Here is a 20,360-nt window from a genome sequence, read left to right as displayed (position 1 = left end):
AAATGTAAAAAAAATCCAGATATAATTTTCCGGTATTTTTGTTCAAAATTCAGTGGTATTTAATTTTTTATTATTAATCCCTAGTACATTTTTTTGACAGCAAATAACCTGCCATTTTCAAGGCAGGTTATGGTTGCATATTTTATTCTCCAACTATCTTGGCGTCCTTAAGCTGATCATCCTTTAGAATAACTCCCTCTTCTTGGGCTGCCTTTTTGTTGATATACAGCTCTAATTTATCAGGGAACCCTACTGGAATATCACTCGGTTTTTTTCCTTTCAAAATGTCCACTGCCATTTTTCCGGTCTTAACCCCGAGATCATGGTAATCCAGTCCATAAGATGCGAAGGCGCCGCGCTTTACGGAATCTCCTTCTCCTACAAATAACGGGATATCTTGGTCGTTAGCTACCGTTATGACAGATTCCAAGGCCGAAACTACAGTATTGTCTTTTGGAATATAGATCACATCCACGCGCCCTACCATTGATTCAGCTGCCTGCTTTACTTCGGAACTCGCTGTTATCGTGGTTTCCACTGCCTCAAGCCCAGCTTCCTTTAAAGCCTCCTTGGCATTTTTGACATTGACGACAGAGTTAGGTTCACCATTGTTATAGATGATTCCCACCTTCTTGGCGTCTGGAACAAAGGTTTTGATCGAGCCAATCGTTTTCTTTATGGCATCCGGGTGTGTGTCAGATGTTCCCGTCACATTCCCGCCAGGCTTGTCCAAGCTTTTCACAAGCTGCGCCCCGACCGGGTCGGTAATAGCCGTGAATAAAATCGGAATATCCTTTGTCGATTTCACGACCGCTTGGGCGCTGGCAGTGGCAATCGCCAAAATAAGGTCATTCTTGTCTGCTGTCAAGTTTTGAGCAATGGACATGTTATTGTTCATGTCGCCTTGGGCATTTTGATAATCAAGCTTCAGGTTCTTACCTTCTTCATAGCCGGCATCCTTCAAAGCCGCTATAAAACCTTCCCTTGCCGCATCCAAGGAGGGATGCTCGACTAGTTGGGTAATTCCGATTTTCACCACTTTCTCTTTTTTCTCTCCAGCCGTTTCCTTACTTCCCCCTCCGCATGCCGAGAGCAGCAGTAACAGTCCACACATTACTAGTGCCAAACTCTTTTTCATGGTTTTCCCCCTTATTGTAAGAAAATCTTACAAATAATTTATAATATTCAGATTTTGCCACATGTTGTAATTATGGGAAATAGAAATGTTTGTGTCGAATGATACTTTTTTCTAAACTAATTTTATCCTTGTCTCTTTATTGAAAGAAAAATGCGTTAAACCTCTATTAATGAAGGTTTAACGCATTGGGGCCCCTTTTTTTAAAGGCAAGGGAATTTTTTGATAAAGTTAGGAAGGACTTTCATAAAAGCTTTAATTTAAATGTGAGTTTATTGGGAAGGCAACATCAATCGTTGTGCCTTTATTGGGTTCACTCACAATCGTTAATTCACCAAATTCTTACTGATTATAAAGCCTAATCCTGTTCCTTTTTCTTTTCTGGTATAAAACGGCAGCCCTAGTTTGTCGAGGATTTCTTTTGGCATCCCCATACCCTCATCCATGATGCGAATGATGATTTGATGATTGTTTCGTTTACCGATTTCAATCGTTAGCTGTCCGCCTTTAGGCATGGCTTAAATGGCATTCTTAATAAAATTAATGAATACCTGTTTTAATTGATTCTCGTCACATCCAATTTTCGGCACTCCCGTTTGGAATTCTGCGACAATCTCTACATTGTTTTAGATGGCTTGTGTATCCATGAGGGTAATTACTTGTGATAACAATTCCCTAGGGTCTTTCGTATTATACCGAAAGGATCCAATCGGAAAGATCATTTATCACTTGCTTGTCTACATTTTGTGGAATCTTATATTCTTTTTGCACTTTTAATAATTTCCCATAAATCGATGGCATAAACAAATGATTCAAGTTTGGATAAAGTTTAAAGGTTTTGTTGGGCAGTCCGCCCAAGATTTTTTTGTAACCTTCATAATCTTTTTCTAATGAAGCTTGGACATCCATTTCTCCTTGCAGGACGAAAACTGGTTTTTCTAAATCCAAAAGATACTGAACAGATGGATGTTCTCCCATCTCTTTAAAATAGTAGGCTTTGATGTTTTTCCCCAAGATTGGAGTAGCTTTCGCCTCATCATCGCTTAATTGATAAATCCGATCAAGCTTGGACGATAATGCGGCCACTTGCTTCTTGGCAATCATTCTCACAAACTTATTTAATGTGTTTAAAACATCTTCGTTTTGACTCATCATAATTTCTTCCAGTTTACGAGGTGAACCAGCCATAATGATAATTCCTGCAAAGTTTCCCCCTTCAGCGTCAATTCGTGGAGCCATCATCCCCCCAAAACTATGACCTATGATAAATATTTTGTTTGCATCGATACGCGGATCATTCTTTAAAAGGTTAGCAGCAAGAATGGCATCTTCAATCGTTTCTTCTTTAACAGTCAGGCTCGTATCTGTTTTCATTTCTTTTCCATATACGTATGTTCTCTTGTCGTAACGCAGCGCGGCTATGCCCTTATTGGTTAAACCCTCGGCAATTTCTTTAAAAAAATAGTTATTTCCTACTTTTGCATCCATATTCGCTGGACCGGACCCGTGCACCAACACTACCGCAGGAAGCAAACCCTCCGCACCATCAGGAATGGTTAACATTCCATTTAGCGGGTACTTTGTCCCGGCACCTATCACAAGTTTTTCCTCAGCCATCGTCTTTACCCCCGTTTTACTATTATGCTTTTTTTAAATACTTCCTTTTTTCTAGTAAAAAATGACTATATTAATCTTTTCGGGATTACCCATTCTTTAACCTGCTTACAAAATGAAACTGCGTGATCATTTCCATCTTCATTCGTTAATCAATAGAATAAGTATTCTTTTATTACGGTAAAAATGCCTTTAAAATGGAATCTCTTATGGTCACTCACGTAAGTGAATTTCCTACTTAAGGAGTTGGGCCAGCTTGTCTGGAGAATTTGTAAACTCCCCGTCAACACCAAGCGAAAGAAGGCCAGCTATATCTTCCCGTGAATTGACAGTCCACGGATGAACTACAAGCTGGTTTCGGTGGGCAGCTTCCATTAGTTGGGGAACCACGAGTTCCTTACTAGGACCTACTCCATAGGCATAATCGGAGATTCGTTTAAATTCTTGATAGACATCTTTACCTTTCAGCATACTTGCTGTGTAGAGTTGAATGAGCTTTACATTAGGAACCATAGATTTCAACTTACGGAGGCTGTCCTCACTGAATGATTCGATAATTAGATTCTGATCATCGATGACATTATTTTTTTTCAGAGTATCTATCAATTCCTCTTCCATTTCGGGATAGATATTTGGTGCCTTTGTTTCCATATAAAGGCTTACTTTCCCATTCGCCTGATGTGTTATAAATTTAATCGCTTCATCTAATGTTGGAACATGTAGACCCATATATTCTTTTTGAGCAAGGTTGGGATATGCCTGATTGAACCATGAGCCAGCATCCAATTGACGAATCTCTTCTAGTGTAAAATCTTTTATACGCCATGGAGCACGATTTGGATAAATCTGCTTTACATTTGTGGTTCTAGCAAGTGTTTCATCATGCATAGCGATTAATTGACCATCTTTTGTCATTTGTAAGTCGAGCTCTACATAATTTGCTTTCATCTTAATGGCCTGCTTATAGGCTGGCAATGTATGTTCCGGCGCGTATGCAGATGCTCCACGGTGAGCAATGACTGATACATGGGAGGTAATCGGGAGTAAGAAAGATTGTTTAGTATTAGCAGCAATGTTTTGTTTTGAGGCCAGCGCATTAACTGCCCAAAGAACTGCTATAGTTACCGATAGAACAAGGCAGGCAAGACCAGCTATAAAACGGTACTTCATTATGATAAACATCCCCAATATTTTTAATTGTTTTCTCTGCAGTATGGAGAGTTGCGAAAGTTGGTTTAACAATACTAATAATAAAAACGGGCTAACTAGAAAGTCGGTAAAACCGAGTTTCTGGTTAGCCATTGAATAAACATAATGGTGGCATAAAAAAGGATTAATGATTAAACCATTGTCTCCCACATATTTTTAAGGGCAATCGCTCTTTCAGGAAAATCTGTAATAATCGCTTTGACCTGTAATTCTAAAAGTCGGGCAATATGTTCTGGATCATTAACCGTCCAAACTCGTACGTTTTCATATAACCCAATTAAATTCATCGTATGAATCTCATTTGGCAATACGATTTCCTTGTTAAGATGTAAAGCTTCGAGACCCAGCGTTTCGATATGATCAGCTGGGAGTGAGATTTCTTCATTTAATAACCAAGCAATGTTTGCATCTGGATTTACCTTTTTCATTCGTAATAAAGACGGCAAATGGAACGAAGAGTAAACCACTTTTCTCCCATTTCCATATTTTTCAACGATTGATTGGACTTTTTCTTCTATCCCTTCATAGGCCACTGCGTAAGTTTTTAACTCAATATTAAGTTCTGTCTGATAAGGGGCCAGCAATTCCAGAACTTCCGTTAGTGTCGGTACCATTTCAAAATCCCAGGTTTCATGATACTCGGGAAAATGGGTAAAGGAGCTTCCGACACTAACCTGTTTCATTTCTTCTAACGTCATATCTTTAATCCAGCCGGTTCCATTTGTGGTACGATCAAGTGTTTCATCATGGATTACGACCACTTCACCATCTTTAGTCAGATGGACATCTAATTCAAGACCGTCAACACCTTGTTCGATGGCTTTTTTGAAACTGAGCAATGTATTTTCAGGATAGCTGCCTTTGGCACCGCGATGTCCATAAATTTTGGTCATTGAAAAATTCACCCTTCCTTATATGATATGAAAAGAAGGAAAAAGCATGGAAGCCCACACCCTTTCCTCTAATCCTATGCTTATTCTCCTCTAGCCTTGTTCGCCTGTTTAATCGCTTCATTATATTGTTGTACAGCAGTATCATAGGCTTTATCAACATCTCCGCCATTAAATACTGTTTCAAGTGCCGTTTCCATAATTTTACGGCCTTCAGGTAGCATATCCATTAATGCACCTTGAGTGGCATAAGATGACTTTGTTGATTGTAATTGTTCTACCGTTACTTTTAATTGCGGTTTTTCAGTCCAAGCATCTTTCACAGCTTTCTCATCATAGGCATCCGGGTTAATGGCAAAGTAACCTGTACCGACATGCCATTTCGCCTGAACTTCAGGTTTTTGAAGATATTTCATGAATTCCCAAGCAGCCTGAGATTCTGCATTTGGTTTGCCATCGATCATCCATAGGCTTGCACCGCCGATTACAACGCCTTCGCGATTTTTGTTCTCGGGATGTGGAAGGAAAGCAATCCCTACCTCGAATGGAGCATTGTCGATGACGTCTCTGGCACTTGCGGAAGATTGCAAGAACATTGAAACGTCACCTGCTAAGAAACCAGCAACCATGTTGTCGCCGTTTGTACCATAGTTTGCGAAAGTACCGTCATCAACCATATTTTTTACCCAGTTAAAAATGGACTTACCTTCTTCTTCCTTCCAGCCGATTTTCGTTGGCGTATCAGTACGGCCATTATCGTTGTTTAACAATAAAGCACCTTGGTTCGCAAGAAGCTGTTCCCACAACCAACCGTAAGCCTGCAGGGCAAAACCTTTCATTTTTGGATTTGATTTTGTGATGGATTTTGCAGCTTTTTCCACTTCTTCAAATGTCTCGGGTGCTTGATCTGGATCAAGGCCAGCTGCTTTAAATGCATCTTTATTATAGTACATAACAGGTGTCGAAGAGTTAAATGGCATTGAATAGAATTTACCATCTAATGAATAGTAATTCGTAATGTTCTTTTCTAATCCGCTCATATCATAATCATCTTTATCAACAAACTCTTGGATAGGGATGATATTTCCGCTGTTAATCATAGACTTTGTTCCAATTTCAAAGGTTTGCATCATCGTTGGCGCACTATCTGTACCAGCAACAGCATTAAATTTAGTCAAAGCCTCGTCATAGGTCCCTTGAAATTCAGCCTTTACCTGGATTTTATCTTGAGACTTATTGAAATCATCCACGATGCTGTTCAATGTTTCCTGACCTGCACCACTCATCGAATGCCAAAAAGTGACAGTTTGTTTTTCACCGCTTTTTTCAGATTCTTTGTTTTCAGAGCTGTTCCCAGAAGTTGCATTTCCGCCACATGCCGTTAACAGCAATAGAATACCAAGTGTAAGAATCGACAGGATTTTCTTCTTCATTTTTTATTCTCCTTTTTTGGTTAAGTGTTTAAACAAGGAGCACAGTTATTTGACTGCACCTTCCGTTAACCCTTTTTGCAATTTCTTTTGACCTAGGAAAAGCAAGATTAAGGTAGGGATGATGACAATCACAGCACCTGCCATAATGACCCCCCATTGGTTCAATTGTTCCTGGGTTCGCAATTGCTTCAAACCGATTTGAATGGTACGCACGGTATCGTTCGTGGAAGCCAATAGCGGCCATAGGTACATATTCCACGAAGTTAAAAAGCCATAAATCCCGAGCGTGACCAAACTCGTTCTGGAAACAGGCAGGACTACCGTTAAAAAGAACTTGAAATCGCCCATTCCAGCAATCAGACTGGCTTCTCGCAATTCCTTTGGTATCTGCTTGAAATTTTGCCTCAATAAGAAGGTTCCAAATGTTGTGGCAAAAAAGGGTACCGTCAGTCCGGCATAGCTGTCGATCCAGCCTAGATTACGGATCATGTGAAAGTTTGGAATGACTGACGCTTCAAAAGGGACCATCATCGTCGCAATAAAAAGATAGAACAGGAAATCTCTCCCTTTAAACTCCAAAAACACAAACGCATAGGCGGCCAATGATGATAAAATGAGCTGCCCAAGCGTGATGATAATTGAAACCACCAAACTGTTAAAAAGAAATTGAAGCAATGGCAAGCGGTCAAAAGCCGCGATATAATTATCGAAAGTAAAGGTCTTAGGCAAGCTTCCGGTCAAAATATCCTGATTGGTCATAAAACTCATAACGATTGCCATTATGGCAGGACCAGCAAGCAGAAGGGCCGAAATGACCAGCAGCACGTAAAAGATGATCTTTTTTCCCGTTGGCAGCATCATTGATAATGAACCTTCCTTTCGCCCAGCTTAAATTGCAATGCCGTCATCAGTAGAATAAGAATGAATAACACAACGGCCTGGGCACTGGCCGACCCAAACTGATAATTCACAAAGGCTTCCCGATAAATCGAATAGACAATTAAATGGGTCCCATTTGCTGGACCGCCTTGGGTTAAAATATCAATCTGTCCAAAGGTTTGAAACGCATTAATGATCGATACGGTGATCACAAAGAAAAAGGTTGGCGACAGCATCGGGATGGTAATTCTGCGAAGCTTGTAAAAGTAGCCTGTTCCTTCAATATCGGCACTTTCATAAAGTGAAGAATCAATCGATTGCAATCCGCCCAGTAAAATTAAAAAGGTAAAACCGATATTCATCCAAATGGTCGTGACGGACACAGCTAAAAGCGCCCACTTCGGGTCAGTCAGCCATTCAATCGCATCTAGTCCGAATATTTCAAGGGTTTTGTTCAAAAGTCCCATTGTCGGATTAAATAAATACAGCCAAAATACGGAAGCCGCTGCAACCGATACCCCCATGGTGGAGGAGAAAATTGTCCGGAAAAAGCCGATCCCCTTTAATTTTTCATTGGCCATAACGGCTAAAGCTAAACTAATCACAATCGTGGGTGGTACCGTATAGAACACAAATAAAAAGGTATTTTTTACGCTCTTCAAAAAAATGGGATCTGCCACTAGATCTTTATAGTTATACCAGCCTACAAAAATAGTCGTTGCCCCCTGCGCATTTGTCAGAAAGAAGCTTAAGTAAATGGTCTTAAACATGGGATAGAACACGAAAACACCAAATAAAAGTATCGAAGGCAATAAGAACAACATTCCTTTTAAGAAACTCTTCATCCGGTTTTGCTTTTTTACACGTTCTGCTTGAAAAATATAAGTTTCATTGGTTTCGAGCGTGGGGTAGATCATACTCATACGGTCACAACCTCTTGTCTTTTCCCAAGTTCTGCAGATTTGATTAATTTTCCTGAATCGGCATCAAAGAATAACAGGAATTCCGGCAGAAGCTGAACAGGTACTTTCTGACCAAAATCAATGGGCCATTGTCCCGGCCATTTCGCCGTCCACACCTCTGAACCCACATCAAAGGCAATCGAGGTTTCATTTCCTAACTGCTCAACATTGACGGCTTCCATATAGTGGATGTTCCCTTTTTTCGATAAACCCGGCGTGAGATGTTCGGCACGAATACCAATTTTAAGATTCCGCCCCCTAGGTATTTCATTGAAAACGGAAGAGTCTACTTGAATATGTATCTGGTTTTCTATTATGAGATATTTTCCATTTTCAGAGAAAACGGCGTTTCCGATATTCATTTTAGGGGAACCGATAAAAGTGGCGACGAACAAATTTTCCGGTTCATTATAGAGTGTAATTGGTTTGCCCACTTGCTGAATCTGCCCATCATTGAGCACCATGATCCTATCTCCCATCGTCATCGCTTCCACTTGGTCATGGGTCACATAAATCATCGTCAGCCCTAACCTTTTTTGCAGCCGCCGGATTTCAATCCGCATATTGGCCCGAAGTTTGGCGTCTAAATTGGAAAGAGGTTCATCCATTAAGCAAAGCGGTGCATGGCTTACAACGGAACGACCAAGTGCAACCCGCTGTCTCTGACCGCCCGAAAGTTCTCTAGGTTTTCGTTTCAATAGTTCTTGCAGCCCCAACATCTCTGCCGCTTCATTGAGTCTTCTCCGCTGTTCTTGTTTATCGACTTTCCGGCCCTTTAAGCCAAAGAGAATATTCTCTTTCACCGATAAATGTGGATATAAGGCATAATTTTGAAAGACCATAGATAAATTCCGATCTTTTGGAGGAAGATGGTTCACGATTTGACCGTTAACTTTCAAGAAACCTCCGGAAATTTCCTCAAGTCCCGCAATCATTCTAAGCAAGGTGCTTTTTCCAGAACCAGAAGGACCAACAAGAACAAAAAACTCACCTTCTTCAATCGATAAATGAATTCCGTTAAGTACGTCCTTTTGTTTATCGTATGATTTAGATACATTGACCAGTTCTATATGACTCATACATGCCCCCCTTTCTAAATACAACATTATTAAAACATAATTTCTTCTAAAAAATAGGCAATTTACATATTACTTACAGGTAATTTACATTCACTCGACTATGTAAAAATTCATTTCAAATTAATTTTCTAAATTTACATGTTATTAACAAAAAATACCCTAAAAATTATTGTTAAATCATATTACTAGTTCTAACCTGTGGGAGTGATTTTCTGTGCTTTTGGATGTGATTCTATAAAAAAAAGAGTAGCCGCAGCCGCAGTTACTCTTGTTCAATATTAACCATATGAAATTTAATAGGCTTTTAATCGCTGCACATCGTTTCATCCATTCATTTCACTCTGTATCCGTCTTGGTTAAGTGTGGGCCGAACTAATCTGGCCACTTTTCTTTTTGAAAGGCAAGGAAGAAAGAGCAGATTCATTGAATCCTTTAAAGATTAGCCATACCGCCAAAATCATTTCATTCGCAGCTACTGGCAGTGCCAATAGACCGCCCCAAAAAGAAACTTGTGCGATGACACCGAACATGACTAACAAAGCACAAAGAAACACAAGTGCTGCCCCTGTTATACCCAAGATGGGGATCAATCTGGGCACGAGCTTGGATTTATAAAATATATAACTGTACATCATTGTATTGATGCCCAGCATAAAAAGAGGACCAAGCATAAATGTCCAGTCATGGATTGCTTTTAATACAATACCTGAAGCTTCGAAAGAGGCGATAGCAGAGGCACCTGTAGCTGTGTATTCTCGTCCTAAGGTTACTAGGGACAATACACTGATGACACCGACAGTGATGATGATTGCTTCTAGGAATCGGAAACATACATGCCATAGGGCAATCGTTTCATTATACTTTCTTAAAATAGGAAACATGGTAGTTGCGGTTCCTACGGCTGAAACCACAAGAATTAACTCCATGAATGCTCCGAGAATCAGTTGGTTAGCGTGTTCCGAACTTTTCATCAGGTAATCGGGGGCTTTCAGGATAGGATCGTAGAAAACAAAACTTCCTATTATCGCTGCAGCCGCCGCCAGTATAAACAGGGTCCCCACAATCTTTGCCGCCTTTTTTGAATTCATTTTTATCCCCTTCTTCCAATAAATTCATGACTCCTTTGTGCTATCCCCATAAAAGAATACTTCTTCCAACGGTAGCTCAAAGACGTGAGCAATACGAAAAGCCAGTTCTAAAGATGGGGAGTAATTTCCCTTTTCGAGGGCCACGATGGTTTGTCTGGTTACGCCTACCTTGTCAGCCAGTTGCTGCTGAGTCATTTCGTCATGTTCAAATCGTAATTTTCTGATATGATTGCCGACAAGATTTTTTCCCATGATTAAACTCCTTTCCGATAATGATAAAGTTTTGTAACGGAGCCGGTCACATCGGATATGAATCCTGAAGTGACTAAAATGATGAACATCCACTGTGAGGGCTGAAAGAAGACCAGCGATCCCATTGCAAATAGAAAACCGATGACAAACACAAAAAATGAATTTCGGAAAGCCTTCAAGGCTATTAACTTATCCAGCTCATCTTCAAATTTTGGTTCCTTTTCCTTTGTCGTCATTCTAAAAACAATGTTGAAAATAATGCTGATTATGATGTGGGCAATGATGGAAACCAAAGTCAAGACAAGAACGAAAGAACCCCAAAAGCGAAAGGTTTCCAGCGAATCCAAGCCCCCATCGGGATATCGCGGGTACATGTACATACAAAACGAGATGAAAATGAGAATGGCGCTAATCAACGACACAATGCTTTTCTTTTCTTGATAAGTCATGGTTATTTTACACCCCCTTGTATATTTATTTTGACATGATGTAAAGTTTGTTATACACAATGTAATATAAACTATACACCAAGTCAAGTACTTTTTACCCAAAAATAACAGCCCGGCACATTGCCTACTATCTGCATGTGCCGGGCTACGTTGAATCTTCAATATGGGAAAGCGTGGAATGATTGATAAAAGACAGCGATACTACACCTTACTTTTCAAAGGTAAAGTAATGGTAAACGTAGTTCCTTCGTTAACCGCACTTTCGACTTGAATGGATCCCTTATGGCTTTCAATAATTTGAAAACAGACCATCAAGCCAAGACCTGTCCCTTTTTCCTTGGTTGTATAAAAGGGCTCTCCTAACTTATCCAACAGCTCCTTAGGGATACCGCAGCCTTGATCAATGACTTTAACTATAACGTCTTCCTTCTGCTCGTCTATAACAATGACAATTTTCCCTGGATTCTTCATGGAGTCTATTGAGTTCTTAATTAAATTAATAAACACTTGCTTAATTTTGGTATTTTCACAGTTTAAATTTATTCTCTCGGTATTGGTCCTTTTGACCATTTCGATATTTTTCATATTTGCCTGTGGTGTTAACAATACCATCACATCATCAATAAGTTTAATAATGTTACAATCACTTTTATTCTCTGAATGGGGCTTTGCCAGCGTCAATAATTCACTTGAAATTTGCTCAATACGAGCCAGTTCATTCTCTATCACACTGTAATAAAGCTCATTTTCTTCTTTTTCGGTAGTTAATATCTGAAAGAAACCCTTTATTGCCGTAAGTGGGTTACGTAATTCGTGAGCGATACTTGCAGCAAGTTCTCCCACAATATTCATTTTTTCAGAACGGACCATTAAAAATTCATTTTCTTTCTCATGGGTAATATCTACAAAAGAGTGCAGGGTTGCTGGTTCATCCTCATAATTAAGCTGAATGGATTTTACTAGGTAGTATTTGACACTACCATTATGAAAAGTAAATTGATGTTTTGCTAATTTCTTATTTTCCAAAAGTGCAGAGTTTATATCGTAATTATCAAAGAAACGGTGTAATTGTTCCTCTTCAATTCTTCCATTTTTAATGTAGAATTGTTTTTTTGCCTCCTCGTTTAATAAGAGTACACAGGTCCCTCTCCTAATAACCGTTGGGATAGGAAGTTGGTCAATAATATGACGAATTTTCTGCTCGCTTTGAGCGATCAATTCATTCTTTAATTTAACAATATTGTTTTCTATCGTTAGGTGATTGTTAAGGTCACTTAGTTCCTTATTTTGTTTTTGCAGGATTCGCAACCTTTCAATTTCCTCACTGGATGTGGCGCGTTCATTTTCCTTTTTGTACAGTGGTGATACACTAAAGTCACTGTCTGTCATAAAGTACTTATGTGACCTCATTAATTCATTCTGAACGTAGGCAGGGATTAACAAACCATTATAGGCACAGACAGATATCATCTTGTTATGAGAGACTAGTTCGTCGCTAATATTTTCGTAGATTTTTATTCTTTCAAGTGTAGATTCAAACTCAGGAAAAGGAACATTTCCCCACGTTCTTATGGCATGGCCTTTTTCCAAGTACGGTTTTATTCGATTGATTAGATTCTCTGCTTGATTCACATCAAAATGATCCCCTGCCAGATAGGTATCATTGCTTTTCATTACCATTAAGTTCTGAAAAGAGATGATTTCAAGACCATTCGATTTCATCATTCCCTTAACTTTTTCAACCACTGGATCTATATCCACAAATGCAACAACCTCATTTTGGGCTAAACCTTCAACTATAAAATCAAATGCATTGGCAATATATCTTTCTAACTCGTTGTAGATATAAAGAATATGAGCTCTAGTATTTACATGTGAAGACATATTTTCAAAATGATTCATACGATTTACATCTAACATCTCTTTACCCCTGTTTTATTATTTGCAGTACAGTTGCATTTATCGTTATCATTTCCTATTGATTAAAAACGGGACGAATCAACCTGCCTTTTTGCTCTAAGATAGTCAGATATAAGGGAAATAAACTTCCCATTGCTCGGTTTATTCTTCCATTGGTCATGTCCAAATAGGGTTTCCAATACATCCATATTGCCTCGATTCCATCCAACTTCAATAGCATGTCTGATCGCTCTTTCCACACGGCTGACAGTCGTATGATGCTTTCTTGCTATTGCTGGATATATGGCTGTTGTCAGACCCCAACTTTCCCCCAATGAATGCTCGTCATGATCCATCATTTGAATCGCTTCTCTTAAAAAAAAGTATCCCTTTAGATTGGCAGTAATACCTATAGAACGGAGAATTTCAGTGATTTTTAATTCTACATCCTCCCCTTTATTATCCAACAAAGATTGATTTTTTCCTGAAGTCTTTTTGGGGAATTTCCTTTCATTTAAGAAAATAGACTCGATCGTGTCATATAAATGGTTTAGTTCAACCGGTTTCATTAAGAAGTAAGCGGCTCCCAACTCCTTAGCTTTCCTGATTATATGCTCAGTGCCTAGCGATGTGAGTATTAAAACCTTTACATGTCTGTACTCCTTGTAGAGATTTTCCAATAATGAAAGCCCATCTGAAAATGGCATGATTACATCTAATATAACGAGATCCGGTTCTTCCCCGCTTATTAACTTCATCCCATCTGCCCCATTATGCTTTACCCCAATCACCTCTATATTTTCCTGGATAGATAAGTATTCTTTGAGAATCTCTGTAAATTCCACGTTATCATCAATGATAGCAATCTTTATCATGTTGACTCCTCCCCCTTTTCATCTATTTATTTACTGTTTATTCATAGTAAGATAGTCCCGTTAAAATAAAAAAAGCCAAGACAGGTTAATACCCATCTTGACTTATGACCAGCTCAATTATATTGTCTAGCACATTCAGCCTATTTATAAAAAGTGTTCTATAACTCAAATCAATATCTCAATATGACTTTTGAACCCAAATAGGAGCAAAAATTCTCCTATCCAAAATATTATTCTAATGTAAGAAATAGTAAATTTCAAGTATTTTCACTATATTTAGTTTTTTAATCCCGTTTATAGCTCTTTACCGAATGTCCTTTCCTGAGTCTGGAAAATTAGCAGCGCAACGTATTTCTAAAGGGACATTCGGTCAAAACTAGAGGCGGAGAAAAATCTGTAACTATTGTAGGAAACAACGAAAGAACCCGTATCCGAACGGTGGAACGGCTGTTTCGGGAAAGGAATTAATTATTATGACAAAGGATGAAGTAATGAAACTGTTGGTGCTGACGGAAAGGGTTTATCCCAAATTTGTATTCAAGGATGAGACAATTCAGCAATGGTTTGAATTTTGCGGCCAAATGGATTTTGAAAAAGTGATGGCCAAGCTGCAATCCCACATTAGGTTAAGTCCCTACCCTCCTACCATCGCTGACATTGCCGTTTTTACTTATAAAGAAAATGACTACTTTCCAAATAGGTTACAGGAATGGTGGAAGGAAAGCCGCGAAAGAATGGAACGGGAACATCACCATGCCAATAGCAAACACCTGCCAAATTGGCTCGTTGAATATTCAGCAAGAAAACCCGTTTAAAGCGGAAGCACCCCTTTTAGATGTCGGCACATTCTTTTTTTAAACAGGAAGGTTATTATATTTGTTTAATATTCTTTGGGAAGAGTAAGAGTATAAACTAAAGTTTAGCACAAGAAAGAGGAAAAAACGTGTATCAAGGGATTTGGACAAGTGCCAATGTTTTGCTTATTGCAGGCTCGATTATTTATATTTGGTTTTTTCATCCGCTTGTAAGCACAATGATTATCATCAGCCGTTTTTTGGCCCAAATAGCCCTAGTCCTATTTATCTTTAATATCAATATGTATTTTATTTTTTTGCTGATTCGGAAAATCAAACAAAGAGACATAAAGGTTTGGCTTGCTTCCCTGGCCAGTTTTATGAAATGGCATATTAAAATTGCCATTACCTCTACTATTCTTATTATCGGACATAGTGGAAGTAATCTTTCTCAGATTGGCCCTGCCATAGGATACGGTCAGGCCAAACTGCTGATGGGATATTTGTCGTTCCTGTTTCTTTTGGTCACTCTGCTGGCAGGATATTTGCGCCACAAAAAAGCATCCGGATTTCGGAAAAGATTCCACAGAACCATGGCAATGATTTTCACCGTTTTGTTTTTAATCCATATGCTTTTTCCGGTTTAATAGAAAAGTGCCCGACACCACCCAAAAATGGGCAGTGACGGGCACCAATTTTTCAATTGGAATCAAAACTTCCGCCTTTTTGCTACTTATTCAATTGTAATACTTTTATTACCGTTTGGCTGTCCAAATCCCAAAGCTCAATTTGTCCATTTTCATAAAACGCAAATGAGCTTGTCCCATCCTTTGGAATGGTGGTGCTTCCTGGGTTCAGCATAATGATTCCATCCTGTTCCCTGAGCACCTTGACATGCGTATGGCCAGAAATCACGACATGGCACCCTAGCTCTTTGGCCCGCTGGATTCGTTCTTCTTCCGTTTCTTCATAGCCATGTACAAGATAAAACTTATAGTTGTCAAAGCTGATTACCCGTGACTTTTGGGAAAGGTCCTGCTCCAACACCATCTCATCAACATCCGCATCGCAATTGCCACGGACATAGACAATATCTGACCGCCCTGCGAGAAATTCAGCTAATTGTTTCGGATTATAGGTTTCTGGAATATCGTTGCGCGGGCCATGATAGAGGACATCACCGATATGGCAAATTTGTTCCGCGCCTTTCAGCAGTTCCAAAGCTCTTAGAGTATTTTCATAACCCCCATGTGTATCGCTAATAATTCCCAGCTTCATCTTTTCATCCCTCACATTCAGCGTCAACCGCCACTATTTTTATAACCATTATATTAAAACTGTATAAAAGGATAAAGCCATGGCAGAAGGATTGAAGTAATAATCGCCGCAAAGCCCATTGCCATACTAGAAACGGCTCCTTGAATCGGACCCTCTATCATGATTTGACTGGTGCCAATCCCATGGGAAACCGTACCGATACCGAGCCCCCGAGAAAAGGGGTCTGTAATTTTCATAAACGTTAATAAGATAGGTCCCAGCACGGCCCCAAAAATACCTGCTGTAATGACAAATGCTGCTGCAAGGGGAGGGTTTCCACCAATAATGGCTGCCGCCTCAATGGCCACAGGCGTTGTAACAGCTTTTACAGCAGACGTTGCTTGGATGGTGTCGGATAAACCCAATAATTTCGAAAGCCAAACGGCAGAGGTAATCGTGGCGATGGTTCCGATGACCAAACCCAAGACAGCTGGCTTTAATTTTTCCTTTATAATATTTTGATTATTATACATAGGCACTGCAAGAGCAACAGTAGCAGGCCCTAACAAAAAGGTCATCCAATCTTTTGCCATCGTGTAGTCTTTATAGCTAATATGCAGCAAGCTCAAAACAGCGATAATGACGATTGTGGCTGTTAGGATCGGTGTAGTAAACGGCGATGGCACACGCTTTGCCAGTTTGGTTGCACCTATAAACACAGCAATTGTAATGAGAATATTAAGCAGAGTGAGACTGTCCATGGTAAGTCTTATCCTCCTCGGATGCGCTTCTATCTTTCTTCGTCAAATACTGGGTTATTCCGGCCGTTATCGCTAGTCCAATCATCGTGCTGCCTGCTATCATGAGCAGCAATTGAAGTCCATGTGCTTTGATCAATCCTCCATAGTTCATTAAGCCCACGGCAATCGGAACGAAGAAAAAGCCTAAGTGCTTGTTTAAAAAGGCTGCTCCCTTCTCGATAAACCTTACCTGAATGATGTTACAAGATAACAGGACATATAAAATGACCATCCCCAATACACTCGATGGAATTGGAATATGAAAGTTCTCCACTAAGTATTTTGAAAATGCATAAATAGCCCAAATAAAGACTAGTTGAGCGACAAATAGGAAGGCATTTTTCACCAAAGACATCCCTTTCTCTTTCCTTTTAAGTTATGATACTACTTTATCAAGGGCAGACAGATTTGAAAAGAATGAATGCAGGCCATCATAATTATTAACCTTTTTTTCAGGGCAAGCGTTAGATGGAGAGATTTTTGTATGAAATATAAAAGGATTAGCCCTCGCTAGGACTAACCCTTTTACATGATAGTATGTTTATTTAAATACTAAGATTCTGCCAACCGTCCCATCTGCACTTTGGCCGACTACGCGAACCTTAAGTCCGAACTTTGGAATATTGCGGCCAACATCCGGTAATTGTGGGTTGCTGTAGTCCTTGCTATCATCAAACAACGCATTGCTTTGGGTGAAGTTGTCTTTTAGATAGAAAGATGGATCGCCAATTGTTACATCGCTGCCTTTGTTTAGGCTGAATGCAGCGTCGTGCATTTGATAGCTGTTTGAGCCTAATAATTTATCAACAGAAGCTGAAGTTGTTTTGGTCTTATCTAACCAAACATTATTATGCTGGTCTGCATCTACTACTCCTAGGAAGCCGTCACCAGGGTGGTAGCCAGCTCCTACCCAGTTGTTATCATAGGAATTATCTACATACCAAACTACTAAACCTTGGTCGTATGAAAGCATCGTTCCTTTACGGTTTACATTGGCTAAACCTGAGTCAGAACCATTATGGGTTCTCCATTCTAATAGATAGTATTGGCTTGTTTTCTTTGTCCCATCGGATTTTGCGAAACCTTTGAATGCGAATTGTGCAGCTCCTTCGGCGTCATCGGAAAGAACAGCCTGTCCATCAGTCGTTACTTTTACATCATCCACATAGAATCCTGGAAGTGCTAAACCACCGTCTGTGACGTAATTAAAGCTAAGTTTTACGGACTGGCCGGCAAATTGTGACAAGTCAAATGTAGCATCTACCCATTTCCCATCTGAATCTCCTGTAATACCATTTCCAGGATTTGATCCTTGAGGATTGTCAGTAGTTGTGATGTTACCCTTAATTGGTGTACCGTTCACACGAACCGTAGCATAATCATAATCTTGCTCAATAGAATACCAAGTCTTAAATGTTAATTGGGCCGATGCTGCGTTGGTTAAATCAACTGTTGTTGACATTTCATTGGACAAATTATTGCCGCTTCCACTGAAATACTCTGACTTTCCACTTGCCGGAGTGTTCACAACCGTCACCTTATCAGGGAGATTCACTTTTACCACGTCGTTATTTGTTCCTTTTGAACTCGCCTCATCAAGCAAGTATTCCTGGCCTTTCGAAGTCACGTCACTTACGTTAATTTCACTTCCGGTCTGCCAATTTGGCGTAAAGCTGTCAGTTGTCATGGACTGCTGTAAGTATTCTTTATCGTATGGGCTGAATCCAGATGGCTCTGTTCCAGGAATTTTCCCTGTCCAGCTTCCGCTTGACATAATGGACCAGTAGCTGACTGCTTCACCTGCACCGCTATAGATGGTGTCATATTCATCTGGCAATCCAAGGTTGTGGCCGAATTCATGGGCGAATACCCCTGCAGCACCATCTTCTGGTTCAACTGTGTAAGCGAGTCCAGCTAATTCCCCGCCCCAATAAGGGACGTCTGATTTAGTATTTGGTATATTAGATACTCCGCCCAAATCCCAGCTATGTGACCAAATAGCATCTTCGCCAATTTTTCCCCCGCCTGCTTCTTCCCCTACACCAGAGTGAATGACCATTAAGTGGTCGATAATTCCATCGGTTTCACGAGTATTGCCGTCGCCATCTAAATCATAAGGATCCTCTTTATCGTACTTATTTAAATCCCCTACCTTAGGGTCTTTAGCTGCATCCGCTAACGCTTCCTTAATAAGCGCTCTAGGATCTATGTCGTTATCATCATTTTCAGTATGAGCACCATAATAAGCAGCCGGATTCTTTGCTGTATACCAGCCCGCAACTTCACCTTCAACGCTATAGCTTCCGCCAGATTGCTGTTCATAGAACTGCTTCATGGAAATCAATGTCTTTCCATTTGGACCAACATAACCATTATCACCAAAAATCATATCTTGATAATGCTGGTGGGAATAGGCGTCGGAACCACTATAGTACATATCGGTTTCATCTTTACTTAATTGACCGTGGGGAAGATCTGGAAAATCAATTAAAAGAACAAGTACCTCATCTTTTCGCTCTTGTCCATCCCAACCTTCTTTTTGCACTGGTGCAACTGTGTTTTGTTTAGCTTGTCCCAATTTATTGCCTTTTCCTGTTGTAATTCCGTTAGAATCCATTTCGGCTTTCACTTTTGCTTTTAACTCAGACTGCTTTTTAGCAAACTCATTTTCACTCTTGCCAGTTGCCGCATTCGTTGCTAGCTTATGAAGATACTGTTGTAATGCCTTTTCTGCTTCCGCAGCATTGGCATCTTTGGCGATGGTGCCATTTTTCTTTAGCATTTCAATTAACCGGTCATTATTGGCAATCGCTAAATCAACCGGCGCTGATTCTTTCGCGGTCACCTTTAATGCCGGTGCATTCAAGTTTTGTTGACTTACAACACCGGGTGCAAAAGCGCTAAATGCAAGTCCCGCAGAAAATAATGGCATGCTGATTCTCTTTTTCCAGCTCAAATTTATTCCCCCTAATTATATAAAACTAATATTCTAAAAAAATAATATTTTAGTCGTAATAACCATTATACTCCGGGACCCTAAATAAACAACGGTACTTTCAGACTATTTTAACTAGTTGGAAAAATAGGGGTTGTGGTAAATTACTAGAACGTTTCCATGAGGATTTCTTGAATTTATTGTGACCTTTGTTGGGTTGGAAATTTCCTATAGTATACTAGAGTAGAGTATATAAAGGGAATGGAGGTGAATTTCAAACTATGAAACTAAAACTCATGACAGTTACCTTACTGGCTGCCAGTTTGTTGGCCGCTTGCAGCGGGAACAGTTCAGATGAGGGAACTGCTGCAAAAGGAAATAAACCAAGTGACATTAAAGCATTGGTACGTGATTATAGTGCACACAATATAAAGGACCAAAATGCTTCCATCACCTCGGAGAAACTTATTGTCACGGACAAGGCAGGAAAAGAGACCGTGTATGATTTGCCGAAAGATGAGTTCTTTGTGTCGATTGCACCTTATAACCAACAGACCCATCCTTGAACGAATCATAGCTTGACAGGTTGTCAAGGTGAACTGGCAAAAGAAAAATTTGAGGTGTATGTTGAAGACACGGAGGGGAATGTGGTCGTGGACAAAGCGGTTACCTCCCAATCGAACGGTTTTATCGACCTGTGGCTCCCGCGTGACAAAACCTATAAGGTCAAGATTACTCATGAAGGAAAAAAGGCGGAATCCCAAATTACCACATTTGAAAATGACGCTACTTGTATTACCAGCATGCAAG

The 20,360-nt window shown here is 39.9% G+C and carries 20 protein-coding genes and 1 pseudogene; 3 read left to right on the top strand and 18 right to left on the bottom strand.

Features of this window, described 5'->3' with window-relative positions:
* Nucleotides 1-142 precede the first annotated feature (142 nt).
* From ACY8D0_RS23755 to spo0A, 14 genes are all read right to left on the bottom strand, one after another.
* A complete protein-coding gene (locus ACY8D0_RS23755; protein WP_462412917.1) occupies nt 143-1,138 on the bottom strand; it encodes an ABC transporter substrate-binding protein in 996 nt (331 codons plus the stop codon).
* A 323-nt stretch (nt 1,139-1,461) separates the two neighbouring features.
* Nucleotides 1,462-1,650: an ATP-binding protein gene (locus ACY8D0_RS23750; protein ID WP_462412916.1), complete on the bottom strand. Its 189-nt coding sequence runs from the start codon at nt 1,648-1,650 to the stop codon at nt 1,462-1,464.
* A gap of 175 nt (nt 1,651-1,825) precedes the next feature.
* A complete protein-coding gene (locus tag ACY8D0_RS23745) occupies nt 1,826-2,752 on the bottom strand; it encodes an alpha/beta hydrolase family protein (RefSeq protein ID WP_462412915.1) in 927 nt (308 codons plus the stop codon).
* A 231-nt stretch (nt 2,753-2,983) separates the two neighbouring features.
* Nucleotides 2,984-3,919, bottom strand: coding sequence for a glycerophosphodiester phosphodiesterase (locus ACY8D0_RS23740; protein WP_462412914.1), 936 nt, complete (start codon nt 3,917-3,919; stop codon nt 2,984-2,986).
* A gap of 170 nt (nt 3,920-4,089) precedes the next feature.
* Nucleotides 4,090-4,851, bottom strand: a complete 762-nt coding sequence (locus ACY8D0_RS23735; RefSeq protein WP_462412913.1) for a glycerophosphodiester phosphodiesterase — start codon at nt 4,849-4,851, stop codon at nt 4,090-4,092.
* An 80-nt stretch (nt 4,852-4,931) separates the two neighbouring features.
* A complete protein-coding gene (locus ACY8D0_RS23730) occupies nt 4,932-6,281 on the bottom strand; it encodes an ABC transporter substrate-binding protein (protein ID WP_462412912.1) in 1,350 nt (449 codons plus the stop codon).
* 45 nt (nt 6,282-6,326) lie between these two features.
* Complete coding sequence (locus ACY8D0_RS23725; protein ID WP_462412911.1) at nt 6,327-7,142, bottom strand: carbohydrate ABC transporter permease; 816 nt, start codon at nt 7,140-7,142, stop codon at nt 6,327-6,329.
* Entirely contained in the window at nt 7,139-8,005 is an 867-nt protein-coding gene (locus tag ACY8D0_RS23720; RefSeq protein WP_462413165.1) for a carbohydrate ABC transporter permease, read from the bottom strand. The genes ACY8D0_RS23725 and ACY8D0_RS23720 overlap by 4 nt, the downstream gene beginning before the upstream one ends.
* Before the next feature lie 74 nt (nt 8,006-8,079).
* On the bottom strand, nt 8,080-9,201 hold the full coding sequence (locus ACY8D0_RS23715) for an ABC transporter ATP-binding protein (RefSeq protein ID WP_462412910.1): 1,122 nt from the start codon (nt 9,199-9,201) through the stop codon (nt 8,080-8,082).
* A gap of 356 nt (nt 9,202-9,557) precedes the next feature.
* Nucleotides 9,558-10,289: a DUF4386 domain-containing protein gene (locus tag ACY8D0_RS23710; RefSeq protein WP_462412909.1), complete on the bottom strand. Its 732-nt coding sequence runs from the start codon at nt 10,287-10,289 to the stop codon at nt 9,558-9,560.
* Nucleotides 10,290-10,313: 24 nt separating this feature from the next.
* Entirely contained in the window at nt 10,314-10,541 is a 228-nt protein-coding gene (locus ACY8D0_RS23705; protein ID WP_462412908.1) for a helix-turn-helix transcriptional regulator, read from the bottom strand.
* A 2-nt stretch (nt 10,542-10,543) separates the two neighbouring features.
* Nucleotides 10,544-10,990, bottom strand: coding sequence for a hypothetical protein (locus tag ACY8D0_RS23700; protein WP_462412907.1), 447 nt, complete (start codon nt 10,988-10,990; stop codon nt 10,544-10,546).
* Nucleotides 10,991-11,191: 201 nt separating this feature from the next.
* Nucleotides 11,192-12,910 carry an ATP-binding protein gene (locus ACY8D0_RS23695; RefSeq protein WP_462412906.1) on the bottom strand — a complete coding sequence of 573 codons (1,719 nt, stop codon included), beginning with the start codon at nt 12,908-12,910 and terminating at the stop codon, nt 11,192-11,194.
* A gap of 62 nt (nt 12,911-12,972) precedes the next feature.
* A complete protein-coding gene (spo0A, locus tag ACY8D0_RS23690) occupies nt 12,973-13,764 on the bottom strand; it encodes a sporulation transcription factor Spo0A (RefSeq protein WP_462412905.1) in 792 nt (263 codons plus the stop codon).
* A gap of 473 nt (nt 13,765-14,237) precedes the next feature.
* On the opposite strand from spo0A, the gene ACY8D0_RS23685 reads away from it, so the two are divergent.
* On the top strand, nt 14,238-14,579 hold the full coding sequence (locus tag ACY8D0_RS23685) for a replicative helicase loader/inhibitor (RefSeq protein ID WP_462412904.1): 342 nt from the start codon (nt 14,238-14,240) through the stop codon (nt 14,577-14,579).
* A gap of 128 nt (nt 14,580-14,707) precedes the next feature.
* Nucleotides 14,708-15,205 (top strand): hypothetical protein, encoded by a 498-nt coding sequence (locus ACY8D0_RS23680; protein WP_462412903.1) that lies wholly within the window; start codon nt 14,708-14,710, stop codon nt 15,203-15,205.
* 82 nt (nt 15,206-15,287) lie between these two features.
* On the opposite strand, the gene yfcE is transcribed toward ACY8D0_RS23680, so the two are convergent.
* The 4 genes from yfcE to ACY8D0_RS23660 form a co-directional block, all read right to left on the bottom strand.
* Nucleotides 15,288-15,836 carry a phosphodiesterase gene (gene yfcE, locus ACY8D0_RS23675; RefSeq protein ID WP_462412902.1) on the bottom strand — a complete coding sequence of 183 codons (549 nt, stop codon included), beginning with the start codon at nt 15,834-15,836 and terminating at the stop codon, nt 15,288-15,290.
* A 53-nt stretch (nt 15,837-15,889) separates the two neighbouring features.
* Complete coding sequence (locus tag ACY8D0_RS23670) at nt 15,890-16,576, bottom strand: LrgB family protein (protein ID WP_462412901.1); 687 nt, start codon at nt 16,574-16,576, stop codon at nt 15,890-15,892.
* Nucleotides 16,554-16,970, bottom strand: coding sequence for a CidA/LrgA family protein (locus ACY8D0_RS23665; protein ID WP_462412900.1), 417 nt, complete (start codon nt 16,968-16,970; stop codon nt 16,554-16,556). The genes ACY8D0_RS23670 and ACY8D0_RS23665 overlap by 23 nt, the downstream gene beginning before the upstream one ends.
* 186 nt (nt 16,971-17,156) lie before the next feature.
* Nucleotides 17,157-19,547, bottom strand: a complete 2,391-nt coding sequence (locus ACY8D0_RS23660; protein ID WP_462413164.1) for an immune inhibitor A domain-containing protein — start codon at nt 19,545-19,547, stop codon at nt 17,157-17,159.
* A gap of 284 nt (nt 19,548-19,831) precedes the next feature.
* Between ACY8D0_RS23660 and ACY8D0_RS23655 the strand changes: the two are divergent.
* A pseudogene (locus tag ACY8D0_RS23655) lies at nt 19,832-20,359 on the top strand (CueP family metal-binding protein); the annotation flags it as partial.
* Nucleotide 20,360 lies beyond the last annotated feature (1 nt).

It is taken from the genome of Neobacillus camarae (assembly GCF_054950115.1).
Note: the sequence above shows the minus strand (reverse complement) of the source record. Positions and strands in the feature narration are given on the sequence as shown.

What these genes read in the sequence shown, in the direction of transcription:
- ACY8D0_RS23755 (WP_462412917.1), bottom strand. Translation starts at nt 1,138, where the DNA reads ATGAAAAAGAGTTTGGCACTAGTAATGTGTGGACTGTTACTGCTGCTC.
- ACY8D0_RS23750 (WP_462412916.1), bottom strand. Translation starts at nt 1,650, where the DNA reads ATGCCTAAAGGCGGACAGCTAACGATTGAAATCGGTAAACGAAACAAT.
- ACY8D0_RS23745 (WP_462412915.1), bottom strand. Translation starts at nt 2,752, where the DNA reads ATGGCTGAGGAAAAACTTGTGATAGGTGCCGGGACAAAGTACCCGCTA.
- ACY8D0_RS23740 (WP_462412914.1), bottom strand. Translation starts at nt 3,919, where the DNA reads ATGAAGTACCGTTTTATAGCTGGTCTTGCCTGCCTTGTTCTATCGGTA.
- ACY8D0_RS23735 (WP_462412913.1), bottom strand. Translation starts at nt 4,851, where the DNA reads ATGACCAAAATTTATGGACATCGCGGTGCCAAAGGCAGCTATCCTGAA.
- ACY8D0_RS23730 (WP_462412912.1), bottom strand. Translation starts at nt 6,281, where the DNA reads ATGAAGAAGAAAATCCTGTCGATTCTTACACTTGGTATTCTATTGCTG.
- ACY8D0_RS23725 (WP_462412911.1), bottom strand. Translation starts at nt 7,142, where the DNA reads ATGATGCTGCCAACGGGAAAAAAGATCATCTTTTACGTGCTGCTGGTC.
- ACY8D0_RS23720 (WP_462413165.1), bottom strand. Translation starts at nt 8,005, where the DNA reads ATGAAGAGTTTCTTAAAAGGAATGTTGTTCTTATTGCCTTCGATACTT.
- ACY8D0_RS23715 (WP_462412910.1), bottom strand. Translation starts at nt 9,201, where the DNA reads ATGAGTCATATAGAACTGGTCAATGTATCTAAATCATACGATAAACAA.
- ACY8D0_RS23710 (WP_462412909.1), bottom strand. Translation starts at nt 10,289, where the DNA reads ATGAATTCAAAAAAGGCGGCAAAGATTGTGGGGACCCTGTTTATACTG.
- ACY8D0_RS23705 (WP_462412908.1), bottom strand. Translation starts at nt 10,541, where the DNA reads ATGGGAAAAAATCTTGTCGGCAATCATATCAGAAAATTACGATTTGAA.
- ACY8D0_RS23700 (WP_462412907.1), bottom strand. Translation starts at nt 10,990, where the DNA reads ATGACTTATCAAGAAAAGAAAAGCATTGTGTCGTTGATTAGCGCCATT.
- ACY8D0_RS23695 (WP_462412906.1), bottom strand. Translation starts at nt 12,910, where the DNA reads ATGTTAGATGTAAATCGTATGAATCATTTTGAAAATATGTCTTCACAT.
- spo0A (WP_462412905.1), bottom strand. Translation starts at nt 13,764, where the DNA reads ATGATAAAGATTGCTATCATTGATGATAACGTGGAATTTACAGAGATT.
- ACY8D0_RS23685 (WP_462412904.1), top strand. Translation starts at nt 14,238, where the DNA reads ATGACAAAGGATGAAGTAATGAAACTGTTGGTGCTGACGGAAAGGGTT.
- yfcE (WP_462412902.1), bottom strand. Translation starts at nt 15,836, where the DNA reads ATGAAGCTGGGAATTATTAGCGATACACATGGGGGTTATGAAAATACT.
- ACY8D0_RS23670 (WP_462412901.1), bottom strand. Translation starts at nt 16,576, where the DNA reads ATGGACAGTCTCACTCTGCTTAATATTCTCATTACAATTGCTGTGTTT.
- ACY8D0_RS23665 (WP_462412900.1), bottom strand. Translation starts at nt 16,970, where the DNA reads ATGTCTTTGGTGAAAAATGCCTTCCTATTTGTCGCTCAACTAGTCTTT.
- ACY8D0_RS23660 (WP_462413164.1), bottom strand. Translation starts at nt 19,547, where the DNA reads ATGCCATTATTTTCTGCGGGACTTGCATTTAGCGCTTTTGCACCCGGT.